Origin of the sequence: Streptomyces cirratus (assembly GCF_014650775.1) — a bacterium.
GTDB lineage: Bacteria > Actinomycetota > Actinomycetes > Streptomycetales > Streptomycetaceae > Streptomyces > Streptomyces cirratus.
This window is the reverse complement of the sequence record NZ_BMVP01000029.1, coordinates 1-21,489: the sequence shown is the minus strand read 5'-3', so window position 1 is coordinate 21,489 and position 21,489 is coordinate 1. Positions and strand designations below refer to the sequence as shown.

Below are 21,489 nucleotides of genomic sequence, written 5' to 3'. Positions count from 1 at the left end.
GGAACGCTCGTCACCGGCTGACCATTTACGCGGTGCCCGGTGGCGGAAGCTCGTCGGCGAAGGGAGCGACAGGGCCCGGCCAGGTGAAGGAGAAACGGCGGGAGGGCGGGTCGTACGTCACCGCGGCACCGCAGGCGGCGAGCCCGAAGCGGCGGTGGATCCAGCCGTCGAGGGCGAGGGCAGCGACCTCTGAGCGGTAGTCGGCGCCCGGGTATGTGAACGCGTCGACGTCAAGGACGAGGGCCCGGCCGTCGATCAACTGCTCGGCGTGCAAGGAAGCTCCGAACGCAAGCCAGGCCGCGTCCAGCCAGTACGGGACCCGGTCTGCGGGGAGCCGCAGGTACAGCGAACGGCTGATGAGGAGACCGGTCGGGGGCGGAACATCGTCCGCCTCGTACGCGTCGGCGCGCAGGTCTGCGGCCAGGCCCATGCCGGCGTGCAGGTAGCGGTATCGGAAGGTGTCGTACACGGCTCACATCCTTCGCGATGGACCTCATCCAAGCCCAGGGCCCTACTCCGCTGCGGACTCGGACGAAGTTCAGTGTGATCGGTCCAGGTTCAGTGACACGGGACAACTCGGTAGAAGGAGGGCGGTGCCAACGCCGTTAGCACCCCCTCGAGTGCTCACCGCGTTAACACTCACTGATGATCTGCGGGTTTTTGTCGGTGGTGGTTCGTCAGTGTGATGTCAGTGCTGTGGTCGTTGGGTAGGCGCTGTTCGGGTGGGGCTTGTTGGGGTCTTCCGTGCTGTCATGGATGCCCCACGTCAAGAGTCACACCACGTCAGGCCGTGGACTGGTCGTTGACGCGGTACTCCTCGGAAGGCATCGAGTCCCATTCAGTATTCGCGCCGTCGCGCGTCACCATGAACAACGGACGAGATCGGAGGACCTGCCCGACCAGTTGCCCGCGCATCACGACCCCGGAATCATCCGGTGCCGCGTAGCCTTCGGGTGTGTAGCAAAAGTGCACGTCCATTGCCTCGGCATACGCGATCGCTTCGCTTTCCAGCTCCGACAGGTCTCTCCCGACCAGCGGAAGACCGTCGTACGCGATCTGAGGTCCGTGCTCGGCGTCGGCAGCTATGCAGAACAGCCCCAGAGCTTGGCTCACATAGGCCGTGACGGCAGGCGATGAAGGAGCCACCCCGCGACGGTGGACTTCGACCTTCCAAGTCGGCGTGAAGATCGCGTGGTCCCGTGCACAATCGCTGACCTTCGTCTGTCCGAGCATCTCAGCCGCCTCGACTACTTCGGCGACGGTCATACCGAACTGGAGCGGTCCGACGCCGACAGCCGGCGAATAGCACCACTCGTCCCGTTCGGCGACTCCGGTCTTGAACCTCATAGCCGCTCCGTTAGAGACACCTGAGACTTGCCGCCGCCCATCATGCCAATCGCCGACCAGCACACTGCCGGGTGCCGCCGGGCTCGCGCAGATCACTCAGCGCGAGCCCCATCTGGGCTCGGCCGCGAATATGCGACACCTGAACATGCGAGCTCACCAGTCTCGCCCCCGACATCCCCGGCACCCGTACCCGGGTAAGACGGTCGGCGTCCTGAGTGGAGGCGTCGCGGAATCGACGGCGACCCGTTCACGACTGAGCCTTCCCCTCTACACAGCCCTGGTCATGCCTGCGCGCGCACGTCGCTGCCACCCCAGGACGGCATCGTGGGCCAGGATGCACGTATGGGCGATATCTCCCCCCTGGTGCAGCACCTCGGACTGGAGCCGCACGTCGAGGGCGGCTGGTTCCGGCAGACCTGGCAGACCGGACCGCAAGCCGTCCCGGACAAGCGCCGCGGGCTCCGCCCCTACGCGACCGGCATCTACTACCTCCTCCACCCCGGCGAGACCTCCCGCTGGCACCGCGTACGTTCGGACGAACTGTGGCTCTGGCACCGGGGCGGCCCCCTCACCCTGCACCTCGGCGGCACCGCAACCACGCCCGACGAGAAGCCCACCGCCGCATCGCTGGGGCCTGACATCGAAAACGGACAGCATCCGCAACTCCTCGTGCCGGCCGAGGTCTGGCAGACGGCAACACCGGCCGGCGACGAACCGGCCCTGGTCTCCTGCGTCGTCGCTCCCGGCTTCCACCCCCACGACTTGGACATCCTGTGAACCCTCCACACCCTTCCCCCAGCGCCGTACGCGCCCACGGGCCCTGACAGCCTCATACGACCGAGAGACGGGCCGGGGCGGGCGTACGCCGGTGGCCGATCCACCAGCGCCAATCCGCGGTTGCCCGGGCACATCCGGGCGCTGGCGGTCCCGTTCCCTGGTCGGCGTCCGGCAGATTGGGTCCTGCCTGACGGACTGGACGCGCTAGTGCTCTGACCGGGAAGGTTCACCGGTCCGCGGAGGGCTCGGCACGGCAACTCGCGTGTCGTCTTCCACTTGGCCGGTTGCCCTGGCGGACGGTTCGTCCACGGCCGGCGGTCTTCAGGGCGGTGGGCCATCGGCTCACCAGGCAGGGCGGATCGGTCCCGGCGGTGCAAGGAGTGTCAGGTCGGCGACGAGTTCGCTGAAGCGCGCCTGGCCCAGTGCTTCTCGCCACGGTGCGACGGCAGTCCGGGCTGCCTGGTCGGCGGCGCGCGTGGCGGCCCAGCCGGTCTCAGTCAGTCCCAGGAGGCGGGCGCGGGCATCGTGCGGATGTGGATGCCGCTCTACGTACCCCTTTCGGACCAGCTCCTCGACCATCTGGGCAGCCGCCTGCTTGGTCACCCCCAGGTGCTCGGCCAGGTCGGCCGTGGTGGCGCCGCCTGCAGAGATGCGGGCGAAGGCGAAGCCGTGTGCGGGTCGTAGGTCCTCGAATCCCTGCTGGGACACGCTGGTGTGGATTTCCTGCACCAGCTGTCCGGAGAGTGCCAGCACGAGTGCGGAGAAGGTCAGGGGGTCGTCCATGGGCTTGACTATAACTCGTCAATCTGCTTGTCTATTTAGACAAGAAACTTGTCTAGAGGAAGGCTGAGCATGCCGTTCATCCGCAGTGACGAGGCCGTCGTACACGAGATTCACGGTGGCCGTTTCGTTTCCTACGTCCGTCCCGACACCGGCAGCCGGGACCTCGCCGCCTGGCGCGTCGAGGTCCCGGCCGCAATGGTGGGGCCAACCCACACGATCAGCGACGAGGAGACCTTCTACGTCCTCTCCGGTCGCCTCCGGCTCACCATCGACAGTGAGAGCGCCGAACTCCGCGCAGGTGACGCGGCAGTGGCACCTGCAGGCTCCGAACTGGCAGTCGCCAATACCACCGACCAGCCCGCCCACATGTGGGTCACCACACGTGTCGGGCTCACCGCCGAACTGGCTGACGGCAACACCATCACACCGCCCTGGGCTCACTAGTGTGCTGATGACCGCGCAGATTCGCCGGGTTCTCCATGCTGCGGTGGCGGCCCGGCCGCGGGCGCCCGCTTTTGACGACAAACGAGCGGCTCCCGGCTGCTGCCAGTGGTCCGACCAGGCGTCGCACGTCTTGTCCCCGCGAGCCGCCGGTCACCAGTGCCGTCTTGGCGGTCAGATCGCTCATCGCTCCCTGCTCGCTGGCCGGTCCGCGCGGGATCCGGCGATGCCGCAACCATCGCGGCCGGCCTGACCGGTGCGAGTCACCCCGTATGCACCGGGGTGCGTCGCACCGGTCAGGCCAGGCTGACGGGCTGCGGCTCCACGCCGCGGACTGCGCCGAGTTGGGCGTACAGGTCGAGTTGGTCGTCCGTCAGCCAGTACTCGGCGACCCGCCCGTGTTCGATCCTCAGGGTGTCCACGCCGGCGAAGCTGACTGCGGTGCCGGCTGGCGCCGATGCCACCGCCGGGCGGCCCCCCTTCCAGGTTCCGGTGAACCGGAACCTGGAGATCACGTGGTCCCCGTCGGTGAAGGGGCCCAGCTCGCAGTGGAAGGAAGCCGAGGAGAAGGAACTGCGGAACAGGCCGATCCAGCGGGCCATCGATTCCGGATCGTTGATGCCCTCCTCGGGGGGCATGCCGAAGGCCGGCAGATGCACGCGCAGCGACGGCGCGATGATGCGTTCGGCGATCGCGAGATCCCCGTTCCACATGGCCAGCCAATGATCCACCAGCATCTTGGTGTCGAACGTGTTGATCCCGTCCACGCCTGCCCCTTTTCCTGCGCCGTTTCTTCGCCGGGGCGCCCGCGGGACTCGGCGCGGGCACCTCACGAAGGGACAGAGCTCCGCCAGTGCCGTCCGGATACACGGAGGTGGCGGCGTCCGTCGACGCTACTCCCCGTCCGCGACGGGAGCCATGCCGGGCAGCAGGAGGCTCCACAGCTCCGCGATCGATTCGAGGAGCTCCTCCCTCGATGCCGATTCCTCGGCCCGGCACTCCAGCGAGAACAGGAACGCGACGAGGAGGGAGGCGCAGGTCCGCAGCGGAAGGCCGTCGCGTATCTCGCGCCGCTCCGCCGCGTTGCGCAACAGCTGGGAGAGCAGGTCTTGCAGTTCGTGGGAGAGGTACCGTCTGTCGCAGTCCTGTTGGCCTCCCCTCTGCTGTTCGCGCCCGAGTCGCAGGCCGACCCGTACGATCACGTCCTGCCCGAGCCACTCGGCCGTGAGTCCCGGCAGGCGCATGAGCACCTGGACCGGGGACACGCCCGCCTCCATCAGGTCGGATGCCTTCGCCGTGAACCGGTCGCCGCACGCTCCGCGCACGGCGTCGGCCAAGTGCTCCTTGGACGGGAAGTGGAAGTAGAGCGCCCCTTTCGACACGCCTGCCGACTTGCTGACGGCCTGCATGCTCGCCGCCCCGAGTCCGTGTTCGTCGAATGCCTCCGCCGCAGCGCGCACAAGGCGCTCCCGGGTCCTGGCGGCTCGTTTCTGCATGATCCCCGCACTTCCTGTCTCCCCCTTCCGGCCTTGCGCGCGGCCGGCTTCCGGTCACTTCGCCGACTGCGATCGGAGCTCGGGCCTATGCCGTCCGGGACTCCCTCGGCGCGTCCGGCTCGCGCTGCAGCGAGCGGTCCGACTGGAGGATCGCCCCGTGCAGTGCCTGGATGCGGGGGGAGGGTTCGAGACCCAACCGGCTGGAGAGCTCGTGTCTCAGTTCGCGGTAGACCTCCAGTGCCTGTACCCGGCGACCCGCGCGGTACAAAGCCAGCATCAGCTGTGCGTGCAGCGGTTCGTGCGTGCGGTCGTCGGCGGCGTAGGCGACCAGTTCGCCCAGGAGTTCGTAGTGGCGTCCGAGCCTGAGTTCGGCGCTGATGCAGCGGTCGAGGGCGGATCTGCGTCGCTCTTCCAGTTCTTTCTTGCGGATCGCCAGGATGGGGCCAGCCGGAAGATCGGCCAGCACGGGCCCCCGCCACAGTGCCAGGGCCTGCCGGAATCGGCTCGAAGCCAGCAGGTCATCGCCGAGGCTCACGGCGCGATGGCCGCGCTCGGCCAGTCGGCCGAACTCCTCGGAGTCGACCTCCCCCGGCGCGAGATCGAGCAGGTAGCCGCCGGAGCGGGTGCAGATCACGGACTTGGGGTCGAGCTGCGGTTCTGCGGTCGCGATCAGTTCGCGGAGGTGTCGCACGTAGGTGTGGATGGCCGAACCTGCGGTGCGCGGTGCGTCACCTGCCCAGAGCTCCTGCACGCTCTCGGCCACCGAGACGGGCTGGTTGCGGCTCATGGAGAGGAGAGCGAGCAGTTTGGCGGGTTTCAAGGCCGTCGGTGTCGCATTTATCCCTGATATACGGACATCAAATGATCCTAGGACTGAGACGTCCATTCGACTTACCCCCGGATAGTCGTTAGTTACCAGTCACTTCGACCCTAAAAATCCTCCGGTCGGTTTGTCAAACGTCAACTCCAGCGTGGACGGGTCAACTTGACGGCGTTCTCGCAGGTGAGCGGGTTACTGAAGGGTAATACCCAAGGCTCGGTCAAGAAAGCGGCAGCGCCGTCCTCCAGCCATCGCACAGCACCGCTGGAGTCCACCCATAGTCACGCTGAAGCCTGCCGCAAGCCGAGCTCGTGAGCAGCTGTGACAAGCCTCCAGGCGACCTCCTAAGGACTCAGGCGGCGGCTCAAAAGCTCCCTATCGTCCTCCCCATCCGGTCCGACCGCATGGCGAAAGGTGAGGCGAGTGCTACTGGCAGAGCGAGGAACACCACGCGGCGGCCCCTGGCTGCCGGCCGTGGCCCACGAGGTGGACGGCGAGTCCCTGCGTATATGGGAGCGCCCCGCTCTCACTGCCCAGGGACGCCCCGTGCTCGCTCCGCAGGGGCCCACCGTCGTCCTCGTACACGGTTTCGAGGAGGGCTGGGAAGACTGGAGGGTGCTCGCGCAGCACCTGCCGGCCGACACCCGCCTGTTCGCCCTCGACTTGCCGTGGCGGAGCGGTTCCCGCCACCTCTGGGCGGATCGGGGCGCTTCGACCGCTTGGCTGGAAAGGGCCCTCGAACTGCTGCCCGTACGACCCGACGCGGTGGTGGCCCACTCGTTCGGCGCGACCACACAGCTCGAACTGCTCACCCGGCGCACGCCGAGCGCCTCGGTCCCTACAGTGCTGGTGGCGCCCGTCTTCCGGCCCCACGACCAGCCCATGGACGCCCTGTTCTTCCGCGAGGCGATCGATCGGTTCCGCGGGGTGCTCGCCGACGGCCTGCGGGCCCAGCTGGGCCCGCGCGCCGAGAAGATCCCCGCCGACATCGTCGAGGCCATGATCGGCAAGGTCCGCGAGCGCGTGGAGCCACACGGCTTCCTGCAGTTCTACGCCACGCTCGGGCGCGGCTCCAGCCTTCCGCTGCACCGCATCGAGGCTCCCGTACTGCTGGTCAGCGGCACCGACGACCCGTCGGCACCGCCGGCCGCGATCGACGCCCTGATGGCCTCGATACCCGACGTCAGGCTCAACCAGGATCCGGGGCTCACCCACTTCTGCCAGCTGGAGCAGCCGGTACGGGTCGCCGAGCACATCAGCGCCTTCCTGAAGGCAACACCCCTGCACCACTACGACAAGGAGGCGATCAGCGCATGACCGCGCTCGAAGACCGCGTGTACGACGTCGTCATCAGCGGAGCGAGCATCGCCGGCAGTGCCGCCGCGATTCTCCTCGCCCGGCGGGGCGTACGCGTCGCCCTGCTCGAACGCCGCTCGGACCCCGCAGCCCACAAGGTGCTGTGCACCCACTACCTCCAGCCCTGCTCCTACCCGGTACTCGAAGACCTCGGACTCGTGCCCGCTCTGGAGGCGGCCGGCGCCGTACGCAACGAGGCGCGCTGGTACACCCGCTGGGGCTGGATCGAACCCAAGGCCGCGCCGTCGGGCCCCGAGCTGCCCTACTCGTACAACGTCCGGCGCAGCACCCTCGATCCGCTGATCCGGTCCCACGCCGCCCAGACCCCGGGCGTGGACCTGCTGACCGGCCACACCGTGACGGGCCTGGTCCAAGAGGCCGGGCGCACCGTGGGCGCGCGGGTCTCGGGGCCCGACGGCGAGGTCGAACTGCGGGCCCGCCTCGTCGTCGGTGCCGACGGCAAGGACTCCCCGGTCGCCCGGTTCGCCGGGATCGGGACACGCACGCACGAGAACGAGCGGTTCAGCTACTTCGCGCACTTCCGGAACCTCCCGCTGCGAGACGGGATCACCCACTCCTGGTTCCTGGAGCCGGACGTGGCGTACGCGATGCCGAACGACGACGGAGTCACGGTCGTCGCGGTGATCCCCGGCAAGGACCGGCTCCCGGCCTTCCGGGAGGATCTGGAGGGCGCCTACACCGAGTTCGTCCGTGCTCTGCCCGACGGGCCCGACATCGACTCCGCCGAGCGCATCACCAAGATCACCGGAACCGTCAACTATCCGCTGCACTCGCGACGGCCTGGCGCGCCGGGCGTCGCGCTCATCGGGGACGCCGCCATTACCAGCGACCCCCTCTGGGGCGTCGGCTGCGGCTGGGCCCTGCAGTCCGCCCAGTGGCTGGCCGAGGCGGCCGCCACGGCCGCGACCGGGCGCGGTGACATGGACCAGGCGCTCGCGGCGTACGTGCGCCGCCACCGGCGCGGTCTCGGGGGGCACCAGCACCTGGCCGTCGACTACGCCAAGGGCCGGCCCTTCAACCCCTTCGAGCGGCTGATGTTCTCGGCGGCGGCCCGCGACGAAGCCATGGCCCGCCACATGCACCTGTTCGCCTCGCGGCTGATCGGACCACTGCGCTTCCTCAACCCGCTGGCGCTGGCCCAGGCGTCGGCCGTCAACCTGCGCCACCGAGGACCGAGCGCCGCACCCCCCACGCACCTGCCGCGGCCCAGGCCTGCGCCGAGTGCCGCAGGGCTCGTCCCCCACCCGCGTAAAGCCACCCTTCAGGCAACCTCCAAGAACGAAAGGCGGACGCCATGAGCGCCGACACCACCATCCTCACCGCCGAGCAGGACAGCCAGCTTCGGGAGATCATCCTCGAGGTCCTGGAGCTGGACCAGGCCGAGCTCACCGACACGAGCAGCTTCATCGACGACCACGACGCCGACTCGCTCCTCGCCATCGAGATCCTGGCCCGCATCGAGAAGGACCTGGGCGTCACGATCCCCCAGGACGCCCTGATCGAGATGGGCAACCTCGATGGCGTCCGGGCTGTGGTCACCCGCTCCCTGGGGGCCGGTACCGATGCCTGAGCCGGGTGCACGCCGCGTCGTCATCACCGGGCTGGGCGCGGTGAGCAGTGCCGGGATCGGCGTTGCCGACTTCACCGCCTCCATCAGGGCGGGCCGCCGCACCACCTCGCCCATCGCCGGTTTCGACACCACCGGCTTCCCCCATACGCACGCAGGCGAGGTGCACGACTTCGACCCCGGCGCGTGGCTGCGCCGTATCGAGCCCGCGCGGTGGGGCCGCAGTGCCCAGTTCGCTGCGTCGGCCGCGCGGCTGGCGGTCGCCGACGCGGATCTGACCGCGTCGGCCCTGGCCGGCGCCCGTTCCGGGTCCGTGATGGGCACCACCAGCGGTGAGTCGGCGGTCATCGAGGAACTCGTGTCCCAGTGGGCGGCGGACGGGCTGAAATCCCTGGACGGCGACCGGGTGGGCGCCGTTCCGGCGGGCCGGATCGCCGCCGCGGTCAACAGCGAGCTCGGGCTGTCGGGGGAGGCGCTGACGCTGGCCACCGCCTGCTCGGCCAGCAATTACGCGCTCGGCTACGCCTACGACATGGTGGCGAGCGGCGAGGCCGACTACATGCTGGCCGGCGGCGCCGACTCGCTCAACCGTTGGGCGCATGCCGGGTTCTACCGCTTGGGCGCCCTCGCGGAGGAGATCTGCCGGCCCTTCGACGCGGACCGCTCGGGCATCCTCACCGCGGAGGGCGGGGTCGCACTGCTCGTGGAGCCGTACGACCGCGCCGTCGCCCGGGGGGCGCGCATCTATGCCGAGGTGCTCGGCTACAGCGTCAACTGCGACGCCAAGCACATGGTGCACCCGGACCCGGCCAGCATCGCCGAGTGCATCCGATCTGCGCACCGCAGCGCGGGCGTCACGCCCGAGGACATCGACTACATCTGCGCCCACGGCACCGGGACACGAACCAACGACGCGACGGAGGTGGCTGCCGCCCGTGAGGTCTTCGGCGACAGGATCCCGCCGATCAGCTCGATCAAATCGATGATCGGCCACACCATGGGCGCGGCCAGCGGCTTCGGCGCGCTGATCTGCTGCATGGCCCTGTACGAGGGCTTCCTGCCGCCCACGGCCGGTGTCGAGCGAGTCGACCCCGCGCTGGGCCCGGGGGTCGATCCGGTGGCGGGCGCGGCCCGCCCCGCCGGGCCGCGGGTCGTGCAGAACCACGGATTCGCGTTCGGCGGCAACAACGCCATAACCATTCTCGGAAGGGCATCATGAGCACCGCCATCGCCGAAGCGACCGCGGACCGCCCCGCCGTCGCGGTCCTGCCGCTCGCCATCACCGCGGTGGGCGTGGCGACGCCCGCCGGACTCGGGCTCGAGGCCTTGGGGCGGGCCGTGGGGGACGGCATTCCCGGACATGCCGAGGAGGTTCTCGGCGACGAGACCCCGCCGCCGCGGCCGGTGCGGACCGTACCCGATCTGCGGACCGCCGAACTGATCGGCCGCAAGGGCGTGCGTCATCTCGACCGGACCACGCAACTCGGGCTGGTCGCGTGCCGGTTGGCGCTGGATGCGCAGGCGGAGCCGATGGGCGAGCGCACGGGTGTCGTGCTCGGCACCAGTACCGGGAGCATCCGCAGTTCCAGCGAGTACTCGATGGAGACCCTGCGCCAGGAGCGCCCCTACCTGGTGAACCCGAGCCTGTTCCCCAACACCGTGATGAACTGCGCGGCCGGCCAGATCGCCATCCGGCACGGATTGCGCGGGGTCAACGCCACTCTGGCCGGCGGTCATCTGGCCGGGGTCCAGGCACTGCGCTACGCGCGCAACGCACTGCGCCAGGGGCACGCCGACCGTCTCCTCGTGGGCGGCGTGGAGGAGTTCAGCGCGCAGGGCGCGTGGGGCTGGCACCGGTCGGGGGCGCTCGACGCCGAGGCTCCCGTGGGGGAGGGGGCCGCGGTGCTCGTGGTGGAGCCGCAGGCCGCGGCGCTCGCCGCTGGGAGGCCGGCGCTCGCCCGGGTACTGGCGTGCGAGACCGGCTTCGCACCGCGTGACGGCCTCGCCGAGGGGCTGGCCTCGGTGGTCGGCACGGCGCTGCGGCGCAGCGGCAAGATCCCAGGCGAGGTGACCACGGTCTCCTTGGGATGCACCGGGCGGACCGGCCTGGACCGGGTCGAGGAACGCGCGTTGGGGCTGGCCCTGGGTGGGGCGCTGCCCGGACAGACCGTTCGTGTCAAGGAGACGGTCGGCGAGTGCTTCAGCGCCGACGGGGTCCTGCAGATCGCCGCGGTCCTCGGTCTGTGGCAGCACGAGGGCCGCACGCGCGGCGGCACGGCGGTCGTCACCTCGTTGTCCGGGGACGGACTGGTGGGCTGTGCCGTCATCGACATGGCCGACCCCCTCGGCTGACCTGCACCCGGGCCGGGTGCCTGCGTGGACACGGACGTGTCCACGCAGGCACCCGCCACCACCTCGCGCAATTGCCCCGCACACCAGGAAGGAACCCATGTCTTCGACGCGAATGCGCCCGGCAGACGCAGCCGCCGGAGCTCTTGGCCCCGGTGAGCTGGTCGCCGCGTGCCTGTCCGGTTCCCAGCAGGCGTGGGCGGCGCTCGTCGAGCGCTACGCCCCGGTGGTGTGGACGGTGGCCCGCTCGCACCGGCTCAGCCCGGCCGACTGTGAGGAGGTCTTCCAGCTGACCTGGATGAGGGTGTACCAGAGCCTGCCGAGGATGCACACGCCGGCGCGGTTCCCGGCCTGGCTCACCACCTGCGCGCGCCGGGAGAGCCTCAAGCAGTACGAACGTGCGGGACGCTACGTTCCCGTGGGCGACGACACGGGCAGCCTGGAACGTCCCGCCACCGCGCACCCCGGGCCGGAGGACGCCCTGCTCAGCCGGGAGCGCAGCGCCGAAGTCCTGTCGGCGCTCGCGGAGCTGCCCGAGCGTGACCAGCTGCTGCTGGCCCTCCTGAACGCGGATCCGGCCCCAGGGTATGACGAGGTCAGCCGTCGGCTCGGGATCGCCCGCGGCTCGGTGGGTCCGCTGCGCGGCCGCGCGTTGCGCCGCCTTGGGGAACAGCTGCGCAAGAGGTACGGCCTCAGCGACGCGTACGAGACCGCGGTGTGAGGCGAATTCCGGCGCCGGCCGGGTCGTCGTCGGCCTGCACGGCGTAGGTCCGCTCGCCGTCGGCCGGCTCGTCTGCCCCGGACGCGGCGAACTGGCGCGGCGCCGGCCACGAGGCGATCTCCGCGACGAGCGCGCGAGGCGGTCGCCCCACCGCGGTGCGCAGTTCGTCCAGCAACGGGTCCTGGTCTTCGCCCATGCTCTCGCGCGGCGCCGCACGTCGGCCGGGATCGGTGTCGCGCATTCCGCGCCCCTCTCGTGTTCGGGCCGGCTCGGCGGCTGCGATGACGGACGCCGAGGCCAATCTACTGGTAAGGGTGCGCAGGCGGGCCGGAGAGGAACCGGCCACCGTCGGCAGGAGGCGATCCGACACGGCTGCGACGGCGGTGAAGCCCTCGGGCACCTCGACGTCCACGAAATGCCACGCGGGGTCCGCCGACGCATCCTCCGCGGCTCCGACGCCGTGCGCGAGCCCCGTTCCGATTCCCTTCAAGTACGCCTCCGTGCGGACCCAGCAGCCCAGGAAGGCGTGGAGCCGGTCGGGCTCGGGCAGGGCGTCCAGCATGCGTCGTTGGACGGCTGGCAGCCACCCGGCGACGGTACGCGCGGTACGCGCCGGGACCGAGTCGGATTCCACGTCCACTCCGACGGGGCCCCGCGCGAAGGCGTACAGGACCCCGTCACCCGCGTGTGCCATCGAGAACTCCAGGCCGTGCCCGCCGGCCGCGTAGGGGCGGCCGTGCGGTCCGCCGCACGCGGGGCAGGCCGCCCGGCGCAGCTGGACCTCGGACGGCCGGGTGTCCAGGTGACCGGCGAGCAGTACCCTCAGGCCGGCATGAGCCATGATCTTGCGGTGCCGGTGCAGTGGCCGGTTCAGCCGGGCGACGCGTTCCAGCTGCTGCGGGTCGAGGAGCCGCGCGGCCCTCTCCGTGTCCGTACCTGCCGGTGGCACGGTGAGCCACCACAGGTGCAGCTCACCGTGCCGCACCGCCGGGTACGGCGTGGTCAAAGTGCCACGCCTCCGTCCACCTGGAGGATCTGACCGGTGATGTAGGACGCCTTGTCGGACAGCAGGAAGCCCGTGAGGTCAGCGACTTCCTGGGCGGTGCCGAAGCGCCGCAGCGGGACCGCGGCGAGGGCTTCCTTGCGCGCCTTGTCGCTGAGGTCGTCCGTCATGTCGGTCTCGATGAAGCCGGGGGCCACGACGTTGACACGGATGCCGTGCCGGGCGAGCTCCTTGGCGAGGGTGCGGCTGAGGCTGTTCACCCCGCCTTTGGAGGCGGCGTAGTTGGCTTGTGTGGCATGCCCGTAGACGCCGGCCACCGACGAGATGTTGACGATCGCCCCCGCACGCCGTTTGAGCATTCCGAAACCGACGGTCCGGCAGAAGTTGAACGTTCCGGTGAGGTTGGTGTCGATCACCGAGGCCCAGTCGTCGACGGGCATCATCACCAGGTGGTTGTCCTTGACGATGCCTGCCGAGTTGACCAGGCCGTACACCGGCCCCAGCTCGCCCTCGGCCCGTTTGACGAAGGTCTCGACCGCTTGGTGGTCCGCCACGTCGCACGGCTCGTGGAAGCAGGAGGCGCCCTGTGCGCGGACCAGTTCGGCCGTCTCCTGGGCGGCCGCTGAGGCGGACCTGCCGCAGAAGGCGATGTCGTACCCTTCGCCGGCGAGGTGTACGGCGACGGCGCGGCCGATGCCGCGTGTCCCTCCGCTGACCATGACCAGGCGCCGCGGCGCCTCCTGGTCGACGTGGGTGGTGGGACGGGTGACGGTGTTCGTCTCGGTCATCGGTTCTCCCAGATGGCGAGGGCACGGGCCTGGATGTCGGCGGAGAAGTTGTCCTTGAACGCGGTGCTGCGGGCGCGCTTGTCCTCGTCGGGGTGGAGCAGGCAGTCGTACGCGATCTTCGGGCCGCCCTCGGCGAGCTCGTCGGGCGAATAGACGACGTGCAGCGGGGTGACCTTCTGGTCCTCGATGAGGATCTGGCCGCGCGTGGGATGGCTGCGCGTGTGGAACGCCCACATCAGGTCGCGCAGGTCGGTGGGGTCGATGTCGTCGTCGAGGACCATGATCCGGGTGACCCAGTACCCGACCTTGGGGCGTAGTGCCAGATGGGCGATGGCGCGCGTGAGCATGCGGGTGCTGGTGAACGCGGAACGCTCGCGCCAGTCGCGGGGCACGGTGACCGCCAGCAGGTTGATGGCGGTCTCCGGCACGATCCAGGCGGCCGTGACGGGGAGCCCGGCCGCGCGGAGCTGGTGGAGGGCCTCGGCCGAGTACGTCGTGCCGACCGCGGTGTGGTCCTCCTCGACGGGCTTGCCGGCCGACACGACGGGCAGGATCGGGTCGTCGCGGTGGGTGATGGCGCTGATGTGGAAGACCGGCCAGGGGTTCGACTTGCCGGTGAGGTAACCCGCGTACTCGCCCATGGGTCCCTCAGGCGCGGTCTCGTCGAGGGAGACGTGGCCTTCGATCACGATTTCCGCCGTGGCGGGTACTTCGAGGTCGACCGTCTTGCAGCGCACCAGTTCCAGGGGCTCACCGAAGTGGGCGCCGAGGTATCCGGCTTCGTCCGTTCCGGAAGGGAGCCCCATGCCGCAGGCGAAGGGAACGGCCGGTTCGGCGCCCTGAACCAGGGCGAAGGGCATGGGTTCGCCGCGGTCCCGCCACAGTTTGAAGATCTTCCCGACGTCCTGGAGCGGCCGGACCATGCCGGCCATCCGACGGCCGTCGATCATCATGACGCGCGCGATGGACCAGTTGGTCCAGCTGCCGTCGGGGGTGCGGACGACGATCGCTCCCCAGGTGTTGATGTAGCGCCCGCCGTCACCGTCGTGGATGAGGGGTACGGGAAAGGAGTCGAGCGTGGCGTCTTCGCCGAGCAGTACGTTCTCCTGGCAGGGGCCCTGGTCGACGACGACCGGCGCGATGGGCTCCCGGCCGCGCGCCGCGGCGAGCTCCCCGACGATGTCCAACGGGTGGGCGGCGGCGTCGAGGCCGAGCGAGAGGGCGACCCTGGCCCAGGGGGCGCCGGGGGCCGAGCTGAGCGCGGCGGGGGCGCCCAGGACCCGGAAGCCGGGTGCATATCCCTTGACCGCGGTGAACAGCGGTGCCGGGTCGCGGTTTTCGGCGCTGCGCCGGATGACTGCCCCGATCTCCAGGTGGGTGTCGGCGGGGGTGTGCAGCTCACGCACGTCGCCCAGCTCGGCTAGAGCGGCGAGGTGGTCGCGCAGGCTCGTCAGGTGCTTGGTCATGTGTGCTTCCTCAGACGTGGACGGCGCTCTGCGCGAGCACTCGCGTGGTGGTCGGCGCGGAGGCGGCGTCCTGGGCCGGTACGGCCGGCTCGCCCCAGCGCGGGAAGGTTTCGGAGTCGATTCCGAACAGGTCCAGGGCCCTGCCGACGGACTGGTCGATGACTTCCTCGAGACCTTCCGGGCGGGTGTAGAAGGCGGGCACCGGCGGCGCGATGATGCCGCCGTTCTCCGTCACGGTCGTCATGTTGCGCAGGTGGGTTAGGGTCAGCGGGGTCTCCCGGACCATGAGGACGAGCCGGTTGCGCTCCTTGAGGGTGACGTCGGCCGCCCGCGCGAGCAGGGTGTCGCAAGTGCCGACGGCTATCTGCGCGAGACTCTTCACGGAGCAGGGGGCCACGATCATCCCCCGGGTCCGGAAGGATCCGCTGGCGATGGGCGCGCCGACGTCCTCCGGCGAGTAGTGGAAGTCGGCGAGCTCCTGCACCTGTGCGGTGGTCAGGTCGCTCTCGTACGAGAGCGTCAGCCGCGCGGACCGCGACATCACAAGGTGCGTCTCGATGCCGGCCGCTCTGAGGACCTGCAGGGTGCGGATGCCGTAGGCGATGCCGGTGGCTCCGCTGATGCCCACCACCATCCGGTGCGCGCCGCGCGGGTACGACGTGTGGTTCATGTTGGTGCCTTCCTGCCCGCGAGGGCTGCTCGCGGGGTATGCCGACGCAGGCTCGATGCCCGGTGTGGTCACTTCTCGGGAGCCTGGACGACCGCGGTGGACCAGGTGAAGCCGCCGCCCGCGCCCGCAACCACCGCGAACTCTCCTGGCCGGAGCATGCGGTGGCTGACGATGTCCGCCATGTTCGCGAGCATGTCTCCCGCGCCCAGGTGCCCCGTCCTGCCGCCGAGCAGCACGGTCTCGGCCTTGAGCACTTCCGCGAGGGAGCCGTACATCAGGTCGACGAGGCGCGGTCCCATGCGGGGCATCGTGAACAGCCGGATGCGCGGGTCGTGCGGGTGCAGGCCGGCCTCGTCCAAGGCCTGGTCGAGGGAGGCGCGGACGTGCACGCGCGCCGCCTCGGGGAAGACGTCCTTGCCCATGGCGTCGTAGAACGCCTTGCGCTCGACGTTGGTCTCCCACGTCGTACGGTCCTGCATCGGGAGCTGGGAAAAGGGCCGGTGACCGCGCTCCATGCCTTCGAGCCCGCTGGCCGTCGAGTGGGTCAGGGACAAGAGGTGCAGATCGTCCGGGCCGCCGTCGCGCCGGTGCAGGAGGGCGGCGGTGGCGCCGTCGCCGTATCCGATGTCGGAGTGCATGCTCCAGCGGTCCCACGCCGGGGCGTAGTACCGCTCGCCGGTCGTGACCAGGGCGCCGGACAGCGAAGGGTCGCCCAGGAGCTGGGTGGCGGCCACCAGCAGCCCCGTCGCGCCGCCGGTGCACAGGGCTTCGATCCCGAAGGGAAGCGCGGTCGGCGGGAGGCCGAGTTCGTTCGCCATGTAGTGGGCGTACGACCACTTCTCGTGCCCTTGGTGGAAGACCCGTGCGTGGGCGAGAAAGCCGATGCGTCCGGGGTTCCATCCTGCGCGGTCCAGGGCTCTGCGGGCCGCCCGTACCGCCATCTCAGGCGCGGCCAGGTCGGAGGTCACGGGAAGCTCCGTGACACCCAACTGCTGGGCGCGCTCCGGTGTGAGGCGGCCTGCGGCGACCTGTTCGCTTGTGGTCTCTGTGGTGCTGGGGAGCCAGGTGGTGACCGCCTTCACGCCCAGTCCGCCCTCGAACTTCATTGCCGGGTTCCCTCCGCTGCCGCTGGTTTACTCCCGTACAGAGCCGGTTGCCTGCGGCGTGGATACACGCGGTGCGCACGGACTCGCCGGCCGTGGTGAACATGGCGAAGCCGCCTGGAGTCCGGCGGGGGTTCCGGGCTCCAGGCGGCGGTCGGTGGGCGGCCTGGCGCGACGCCGGCGGGTTTGCCCGGCGCGTCGCGCGACTTCAGCCGGCGTCCGCCTCGGTGCGCCTGGCGAGCGAGAGGCCGACGAGCAGGGCCAGGATGCCGATCCCGGCCGCGATGAACCAGGCGTGCCGGAAGGCGTCCAGGGTGGCGGCGCCGGGGCCGGGGGTCCCGAGCACGGCGATGAACACGGAGATACCGATGACGAGGCCTACCTGACGGACCATCATATTGACGGCGGACCCGGTCGCGAAGGATGCCGGGGGCAGGTCCTTGGTGACCAGGCCGACCAGAGCGGTGGTGCCGAGGATCGTGCCGACCGGGGTCAGCAGGGCGCCGGGCAGCAGCATGGCGACGTAGTCGGGTTCGCTCTGCGCGGCGATGCCCCACCACAGGACACCGGCGGCGAGCAGGGCGCATCCGAGCATGACGACGGTGGCAGCGCCGAGCTTCTTCACGAGCGGGCCGGTGGCCATGGCCATGACCGGCATCAGGAAGGTGCCCGGAGCGAGGGCAAGCCCGGTCTCCAGCGCGGAGTAGCCCCACACGTTCTGACACCAGAGCATGAAGGAGAAGAGCATCGCGCCGAAGCAGGAGTTGAAAACCAGCGCGGTCAGGTTCGCCAGGCTGAAGGACCGCACCCGCAGTAGCGAGAAGGCGACCACGGGGTTGGGGTGCCGGGCGGAGCGTCGGAAGAACTCGGCGAGGCCCACGACGGTCAGCGCGAAGCAGCCGAGCACCCGTGCGGAGCTCCAGCCCCACTCCGGCGCCTTGATGAGAGCCAGCGAGGCTGCTGCGACCGCGATGACGATGAGGACCGAACCGAGCAGATCGGGCAGCGGACCGCGTTCGGGCTGTGCGGCGGTGGGCAGGACGCGTCGGCCGACCAGGAGTGCGGCGATACCGAAGGGCAGGTTGATGAGGAAGATCCACCGCCAGTCGAGATTGACCAGGGCGCCGCCGACGATCGGGGCGAGCGCCGCGGCCACACCTCCCACCGCCGTCCAGGCCCGCACGGCGCCGGCGCGCCGCTCCGGCGGATAGGTGGCCAGCAGCAGACCGAGCGAGGTGGGGACCATGGCGGCTGCGCCTAATGCCTGCAGCACTCGGGCGGCCACCAGCATGGGCACCCCCTGCGACGCGGCGCACAGCGCGGAGGCAAGGGTGAACAGGCCGAGCCCGAGAAGGAATCCGCCCTTACGACCGGACCGGTCCGCGAGCCGGCCGGCGGGCACGAGCGCTGCGGCGAAGACGATCGAGTACGCATTGAGGGTCCAGGACAGGGCCGCCGCGGTCGTGCCGTGAAAGTCCTCCTCCAGGGCCGGGAATGCGACGTTGACGATCATCATGTCGAGACTCGACATGACGAAGCCGGCACACACGACGAGGAAGACGAGTTTGCGGTGGCGCCCGGCCTCCGGTGACTCGGGTGGCGGCGCCACGGTCTTCGCGGGGACCGCGTCCCCTGCGGTCTGAGTCATCTCTTCAACTTTCCCTTCGCTGGGCGGGCTACGCTGAGGAAGGTAGCAGTGACTAACTACTCAGTCAATGGCCGCCTCCCCACCGCGGCTCACATTTGCGTCCGTCGCGTGGTTTCATGTGGGCCATGGAACGAATGACGGGCGGCGAGCGCCGCAAACAAATTCTGCAAATCGCCTCCGAGGAGTTCTCGCACGGAGGCTATTACGGAACTTCAGTGGAAACGATCGCCCGCAAGGCAGGAATCAGCCAGCCCTATGTGTTTCGCATCTTCGATACGAAAAAAGGGCTCTTCATTTCCGTGGTCGAAAATTCATTCAACCTGGTCGTGGCATCCTTCGACCAGTCAGCCGACGGGTTGACCGGCGTAGATGCCCTCGTCGCGATGGGCGACCGATACCGCTCGCTGGTGCGCGACCGGCTCTTTCTGCTGATCCAGCTGCATGGTTTCGCGGCATCCGACGACCCGGACATCCGCGCGGCCGTCCAAAAAGGATTCGGGCGCATGTGGAAAGCCATCCAGAAGAACTCAGGAGCCGATGACGTCACCGTCAAGCGGTTCCTTGCCCTGGGTATGATGCTGAATGACATGGCTGCCATGGATCTGTGGAACTTGGACGAGCCCTGGGCCAAGGCGTGCGTCGCCTCGCTCCCCGTGGAGAGCTGGGCGGGCTGACGCGAGACGCGCCGCCCGCCCTGAGGGGGGCGGCCGACGGCCGCCCCCCTGCTTCACACGTCGGACGGTGGCCGCTCGTCGGTCTCCGCTCCCTGCGTCCAGGCTTCTACGATCCAGCCGTCGACGATGCGCAGGATGTCGACGCCGACCCAGGTGATCCGCTTCCCGGGCACGTCGGACGGCCACCCGGTCCGCCCCAGGCAGGTGGCGGTGCCGAACCAGCGGCACACCGCGAGTTCACCGTCGACCACCGGCCCTAGGTCCGTCTCGTAGCGCAGACCCTCGAACTTGCCCGTGAAGCCGGCGACCCAGTCGGCCATCGCGCCCGGGTCCCGGATCGTTTCCGGGTCGATCGTCGCCCCGGTGGTGGGAAGATGAAGTCGGTACTCCGCACCGATGATCTTGTGCGCGGCGCCCGGATCCTCGTTCCACATCTCCAACCAGCCGTCCCACAGTTCAGCCGCCGTACGCGTCCTCGACGCCATAAGCATGCCCTTCTCGCTCGATGACTCTCCGCCGGGGCTCAGACGGAACCCCCTCTCACAGAGCCCCTGGCAGCTGTCCTGCGTACACCCGAAGCCGGTGTATCTGCGGCCCCGCCCCGCCGGTCTGTCGGAATGCGACGACCCAGGAAGGGCCGGCGCGGCAATGGGCGAAGCCCAGGACAGGAGAACCCGCGATGCGCTTCAGCGACGGCCTGACGGTGGAGGCGGCCGCCACCTGGCTGCCCGACACCACCCAGAGCGCGTACGCGCTGGTGGCCGACGGCGTCCTCGACCCAGACGGCCCGGAAGCGGCCGGAGTGGTCGAAGTACCGGTTTCGTACGCTACGTCGGCCCCCGACATGGCCGTATCGGCCGGGCGCAAGGCCCTGGCCCTGGCAGGGGTCGATGCCACCGACATCGGCCTGCTGCTGCACAACTGGATCTGGCACCAGGGCCACGACTTCTGGTCCCCGGCCCACTACGTGGCCGATCGCGTGGGAGCCTCGGCGGCCATCCCCTTCGGCATCCAGCAGATGTGCCACGCCGGGGCGATGGCCCTCCACACCGCCGCCGCCTACCTCACCGCTGATCCTTCGCTCAGCACCGCCCTGATCACCACCGCGGACCGGTTCGACCCCGCCGGTTTCGACCGCTGGCTCGGCGACTACCAGGTCGCCTACGGGGACGGCGGCACCGCCGCGGTTCTCGGCCGGTCCGGGCGCGGGCTGCGCCTGGTGGCCCACGCCGTGTTGGCCGCGCCCGAGATGGAGTCCATGTACCGCGGCGCGGACGCGTTCAGTCCCGCACCCCTCGCGCACGGCCGGCCCATCGATGTCCGCCGGACCAAACGGGCGTTCCTGGAGGCGGGCGGCATGGCCCGGTTCGCCAAGACCGGCCCGGAAGCCGTGCGCACGGTAGTGCTGCAAGCCCTGTCCGAAGCCGGTCTGGCACCTGACGACCCGCGTATCAGGTGCGTCGCACTGCCACGGCTCGGCCCCAAGGTCCTCGAGCTGATGTACCTCCCGGCCGTCCAGGAGCTGTTGGTGGTGGAGCCGGTACGCCTCGGCGCACGGACCGGGCACCTGGGCTGCGGCGACCTGTTCGCCAACCTCGCGGACCTCGGCGCGCGGGACCGGCTGGCGCCGGACGAGTACGCCCTCGTCCTCACGGGCGGCGGCGGCTTCACCTGGTCGTGCCTCGTGGTCCAGCAGGTGGGAGACGGATGGGGGGCCGGACGATGAGGAACCGGATCAGCGAGCTGAATTCCCTCAGGGAGCAGGCGCGGCGCGGCCCGAGTGACCGGGCGACCGAGGCGCAGCACGCCAAGGGCAAGCTGACCGCGCGTGAGCGCATCGCGCTGCTGCTCGATGAGGGCTCGTTCCGGGAGGTCGAGCAGTTGCGCCGGCATCGGGCGAGCGGCTTCGGCCTGGAGGGGAAGAAGCCCTATACGGACGGTGTCATCACCGGCTGGGGCACCGTCGAGGGCCGTACGGTCTTCGTCTACGCGCACGACTTCCGGATCTTCGGCGGTGCTCTGGGCGAGGCCCACGCCACGAAGATCCACAAGATCATGGACATGGCCATCGCGGCCGGTGCCCCGCTGGTCTCGCTCAACGACGGGGCGGGCGCCCGTATCCAGGAGGGTGTCTCCGCCCTCGCCGGCTACGGCGGCATCTTCCAGCGCAACACCAAGGCCTCCGGTGTCATCCCGCAGATCTCGGTCATGCTGGGCCCCTGTGCCGGCGGTGCCGCGTACTCCCCGGCGCTGACGGACTTCGTCTTCATGGTCCGCGAGACCTCGCAGATGTTCATCACCGGCCCGGACGTGGTCCGTGCGGTGACCGGCGAGGAGATCACCCAGAACGGCCTCGGCGGCGCCGACGTGCACGCCGAGACCTCGGGCGTGGCGCACTTCGCGTACGACGACGAGGAGACCTGCATCTCCGAGGTCCGCTACCTCATCACGATGCTGCC

At 69.9% G+C, this 21,489-nt stretch carries 24 protein-coding genes; 11 read left to right on the top strand and 13 right to left on the bottom strand.

Features of this window, described 5'->3' with window-relative positions; genetic code table 11:
• Positions 1-25: 25 nt before the first annotated feature.
• Both IE207_RS32325 and IE207_RS32320 read right to left on the bottom strand, forming a co-directional pair.
• The gene (locus IE207_RS32325; RefSeq protein WP_190187893.1) at positions 26-469 is read right to left on the bottom strand and encodes a hypothetical protein; all 444 of its coding nucleotides are present in this window, start codon (positions 467-469) and stop codon (positions 26-28) included.
• Positions 470-783: 314 nt separating this feature from the next.
• Positions 784-1,347: a hypothetical protein gene (locus tag IE207_RS32320; protein WP_190187892.1), complete on the bottom strand. Its 564-nt coding sequence runs from the start codon at positions 1,345-1,347 to the stop codon at positions 784-786.
• Between the two features lie 342 nt (positions 1,348-1,689).
• Here IE207_RS32320 and IE207_RS32315 point away from each other — a divergent pair, with 342 nt between their 5' ends.
• On the top strand, positions 1,690-2,124 hold the full coding sequence (locus IE207_RS32315) for a cupin domain-containing protein (protein WP_190187891.1): 435 nt from the start codon (positions 1,690-1,692) through the stop codon (positions 2,122-2,124).
• A gap of 342 nt (positions 2,125-2,466) precedes the next feature.
• On the opposite strand, the gene IE207_RS32310 is transcribed toward IE207_RS32315, so the two are convergent.
• Positions 2,467-2,907: a MarR family winged helix-turn-helix transcriptional regulator gene (locus IE207_RS32310; protein WP_190187890.1), complete on the bottom strand. Its 441-nt coding sequence runs from the start codon at positions 2,905-2,907 to the stop codon at positions 2,467-2,469.
• Positions 2,908-2,976: 69 nt separating this feature from the next.
• Between IE207_RS32310 and IE207_RS32305 the strand changes: the two genes are divergently transcribed.
• A complete protein-coding gene (locus IE207_RS32305; protein WP_190187889.1) occupies positions 2,977-3,351 on the top strand; it encodes a cupin domain-containing protein in 375 nt (124 codons plus the stop codon).
• A 293-nt stretch (positions 3,352-3,644) separates the two neighbouring features.
• Here the strand turns inward: IE207_RS32305 and IE207_RS32300 are convergent, their stop codons facing one another.
• From IE207_RS32300 to IE207_RS32290, 3 genes are all read right to left on the bottom strand, one after another.
• On the bottom strand, positions 3,645-4,115 hold the full coding sequence (locus IE207_RS32300; RefSeq protein ID WP_190187888.1) for an ester cyclase: 471 nt from the start codon (positions 4,113-4,115) through the stop codon (positions 3,645-3,647).
• Positions 4,116-4,241: 126 nt separating this feature from the next.
• Complete coding sequence (locus IE207_RS32295) at positions 4,242-4,844, bottom strand: ScbR family autoregulator-binding transcription factor (protein WP_190187887.1); 603 nt, start codon at positions 4,842-4,844, stop codon at positions 4,242-4,244.
• An 85-nt stretch (positions 4,845-4,929) separates the two neighbouring features.
• Positions 4,930-5,664 carry an AfsR/SARP family transcriptional regulator gene (locus tag IE207_RS32290; RefSeq protein ID WP_229874266.1) on the bottom strand — a complete coding sequence of 245 codons (735 nt, stop codon included), beginning with the start codon at positions 5,662-5,664 and terminating at the stop codon, positions 4,930-4,932.
• A gap of 423 nt (positions 5,665-6,087) precedes the next feature.
• Between IE207_RS32290 and IE207_RS32285 the strand changes: the two genes are divergently transcribed.
• The 6 genes from IE207_RS32285 (at position 6,088) to IE207_RS32260 (ending at position 11,678) form a co-directional block, all read left to right on the top strand.
• Positions 6,088-6,981: an alpha/beta fold hydrolase gene (locus IE207_RS32285; RefSeq protein WP_190187885.1), complete on the top strand. Its 894-nt coding sequence runs from the start codon at positions 6,088-6,090 to the stop codon at positions 6,979-6,981.
• Positions 6,978-8,339, top strand: coding sequence for an NAD(P)/FAD-dependent oxidoreductase (locus tag IE207_RS32280; protein WP_190187884.1), 1,362 nt, complete (start codon positions 6,978-6,980; stop codon positions 8,337-8,339). Before IE207_RS32285 ends, IE207_RS32280 begins: the two co-directional genes overlap by 4 nt.
• The gene (locus IE207_RS32275; protein WP_190187883.1) at positions 8,336-8,611 is read left to right on the top strand and encodes an acyl carrier protein; all 276 of its coding nucleotides are present in this window, start codon (positions 8,336-8,338) and stop codon (positions 8,609-8,611) included. The genes IE207_RS32280 and IE207_RS32275 overlap by 4 nt, the downstream gene beginning before the upstream one ends.
• Positions 8,604-9,827 carry a beta-ketoacyl-[acyl-carrier-protein] synthase family protein gene (locus IE207_RS32270; protein WP_190187882.1) on the top strand — a complete coding sequence of 408 codons (1,224 nt, stop codon included), beginning with the start codon at positions 8,604-8,606 and terminating at the stop codon, positions 9,825-9,827. Before IE207_RS32275 ends, IE207_RS32270 begins: the two co-directional genes overlap by 8 nt.
• On the top strand, positions 9,824-10,960 hold the full coding sequence (locus IE207_RS32265) for a beta-ketoacyl synthase N-terminal-like domain-containing protein (RefSeq protein WP_190187881.1): 1,137 nt from the start codon (positions 9,824-9,826) through the stop codon (positions 10,958-10,960). The genes IE207_RS32270 and IE207_RS32265 overlap by 4 nt, the downstream gene beginning before the upstream one ends.
• A 97-nt stretch (positions 10,961-11,057) precedes the next feature.
• The gene (locus IE207_RS32260) at positions 11,058-11,678 is read left to right on the top strand and encodes an RNA polymerase sigma factor (RefSeq protein ID WP_229874265.1); all 621 of its coding nucleotides are present in this window, start codon (positions 11,058-11,060) and stop codon (positions 11,676-11,678) included.
• Here IE207_RS32260 and IE207_RS32255 read toward each other — a convergent pair.
• The 6 genes from IE207_RS32255 to IE207_RS32230 form a co-directional block, all read right to left on the bottom strand.
• Entirely contained in the window at positions 11,650-12,684 is a 1,035-nt protein-coding gene (locus tag IE207_RS32255) for a 4'-phosphopantetheinyl transferase family protein (protein WP_190187880.1), read from the bottom strand. The genes IE207_RS32260 and IE207_RS32255 overlap by 29 nt on opposite strands.
• Positions 12,681-13,469 (bottom strand): 3-oxoacyl-ACP reductase FabG, encoded by a 789-nt coding sequence (gene fabG, locus IE207_RS32250; protein ID WP_229874264.1) that lies wholly within the window; start codon positions 13,467-13,469, stop codon positions 12,681-12,683. Before fabG ends, IE207_RS32255 begins: the two co-directional genes overlap by 4 nt.
• On the bottom strand, positions 13,466-14,935 hold the full coding sequence (locus tag IE207_RS32245; RefSeq protein WP_190187879.1) for a UbiD family decarboxylase: 1,470 nt from the start codon (positions 14,933-14,935) through the stop codon (positions 13,466-13,468). Before IE207_RS32245 ends, fabG begins: the two co-directional genes overlap by 4 nt.
• A 10-nt stretch (positions 14,936-14,945) precedes the next feature.
• The gene (locus IE207_RS32240; protein WP_190187878.1) at positions 14,946-15,605 is read right to left on the bottom strand and encodes a UbiX family flavin prenyltransferase; all 660 of its coding nucleotides are present in this window, start codon (positions 15,603-15,605) and stop codon (positions 14,946-14,948) included.
• Between the two features lie 68 nt (positions 15,606-15,673).
• Positions 15,674-16,711 (bottom strand): 3-oxoacyl-[acyl-carrier-protein] synthase III C-terminal domain-containing protein, encoded by a 1,038-nt coding sequence (locus IE207_RS32235; RefSeq protein ID WP_190187877.1) that lies wholly within the window; start codon positions 16,709-16,711, stop codon positions 15,674-15,676.
• 205 nt (positions 16,712-16,916) lie between these two features.
• Positions 16,917-18,356, bottom strand: a complete 1,440-nt coding sequence (locus IE207_RS32230) for an MFS transporter (protein ID WP_190187876.1) — start codon at positions 18,354-18,356, stop codon at positions 16,917-16,919.
• 125 nt (positions 18,357-18,481) lie between these two features.
• On the opposite strand from IE207_RS32230, the gene IE207_RS32225 reads away from it, so the two are divergent.
• The gene (locus IE207_RS32225; protein WP_190187875.1) at positions 18,482-19,030 is read left to right on the top strand and encodes a TetR/AcrR family transcriptional regulator; all 549 of its coding nucleotides are present in this window, start codon (positions 18,482-18,484) and stop codon (positions 19,028-19,030) included.
• 53 nt (positions 19,031-19,083) lie between these two features.
• Here IE207_RS32225 and IE207_RS32220 read toward each other — a convergent pair whose 3' ends face one another.
• Entirely contained in the window at positions 19,084-19,515 is a 432-nt protein-coding gene (locus IE207_RS32220) for a nuclear transport factor 2 family protein (RefSeq protein ID WP_190187874.1), read from the bottom strand.
• Positions 19,516-19,709: 194 nt separating this feature from the next.
• Between IE207_RS32220 and IE207_RS32215 the strand changes: the two genes are divergently transcribed.
• Both IE207_RS32215 and IE207_RS32210 read left to right on the top strand, forming a co-directional pair.
• A complete protein-coding gene (locus tag IE207_RS32215) occupies positions 19,710-20,756 on the top strand; it encodes a ketoacyl-ACP synthase III family protein (protein ID WP_190187873.1) in 1,047 nt (348 codons plus the stop codon).
• Positions 20,738-21,489: acyl-CoA carboxylase subunit beta (locus IE207_RS32210; RefSeq protein ID WP_373304811.1), on the top strand; the 752-nt coding region annotated here is incomplete at its 3' end. The genes IE207_RS32215 and IE207_RS32210, both read left to right, overlap by 19 nt.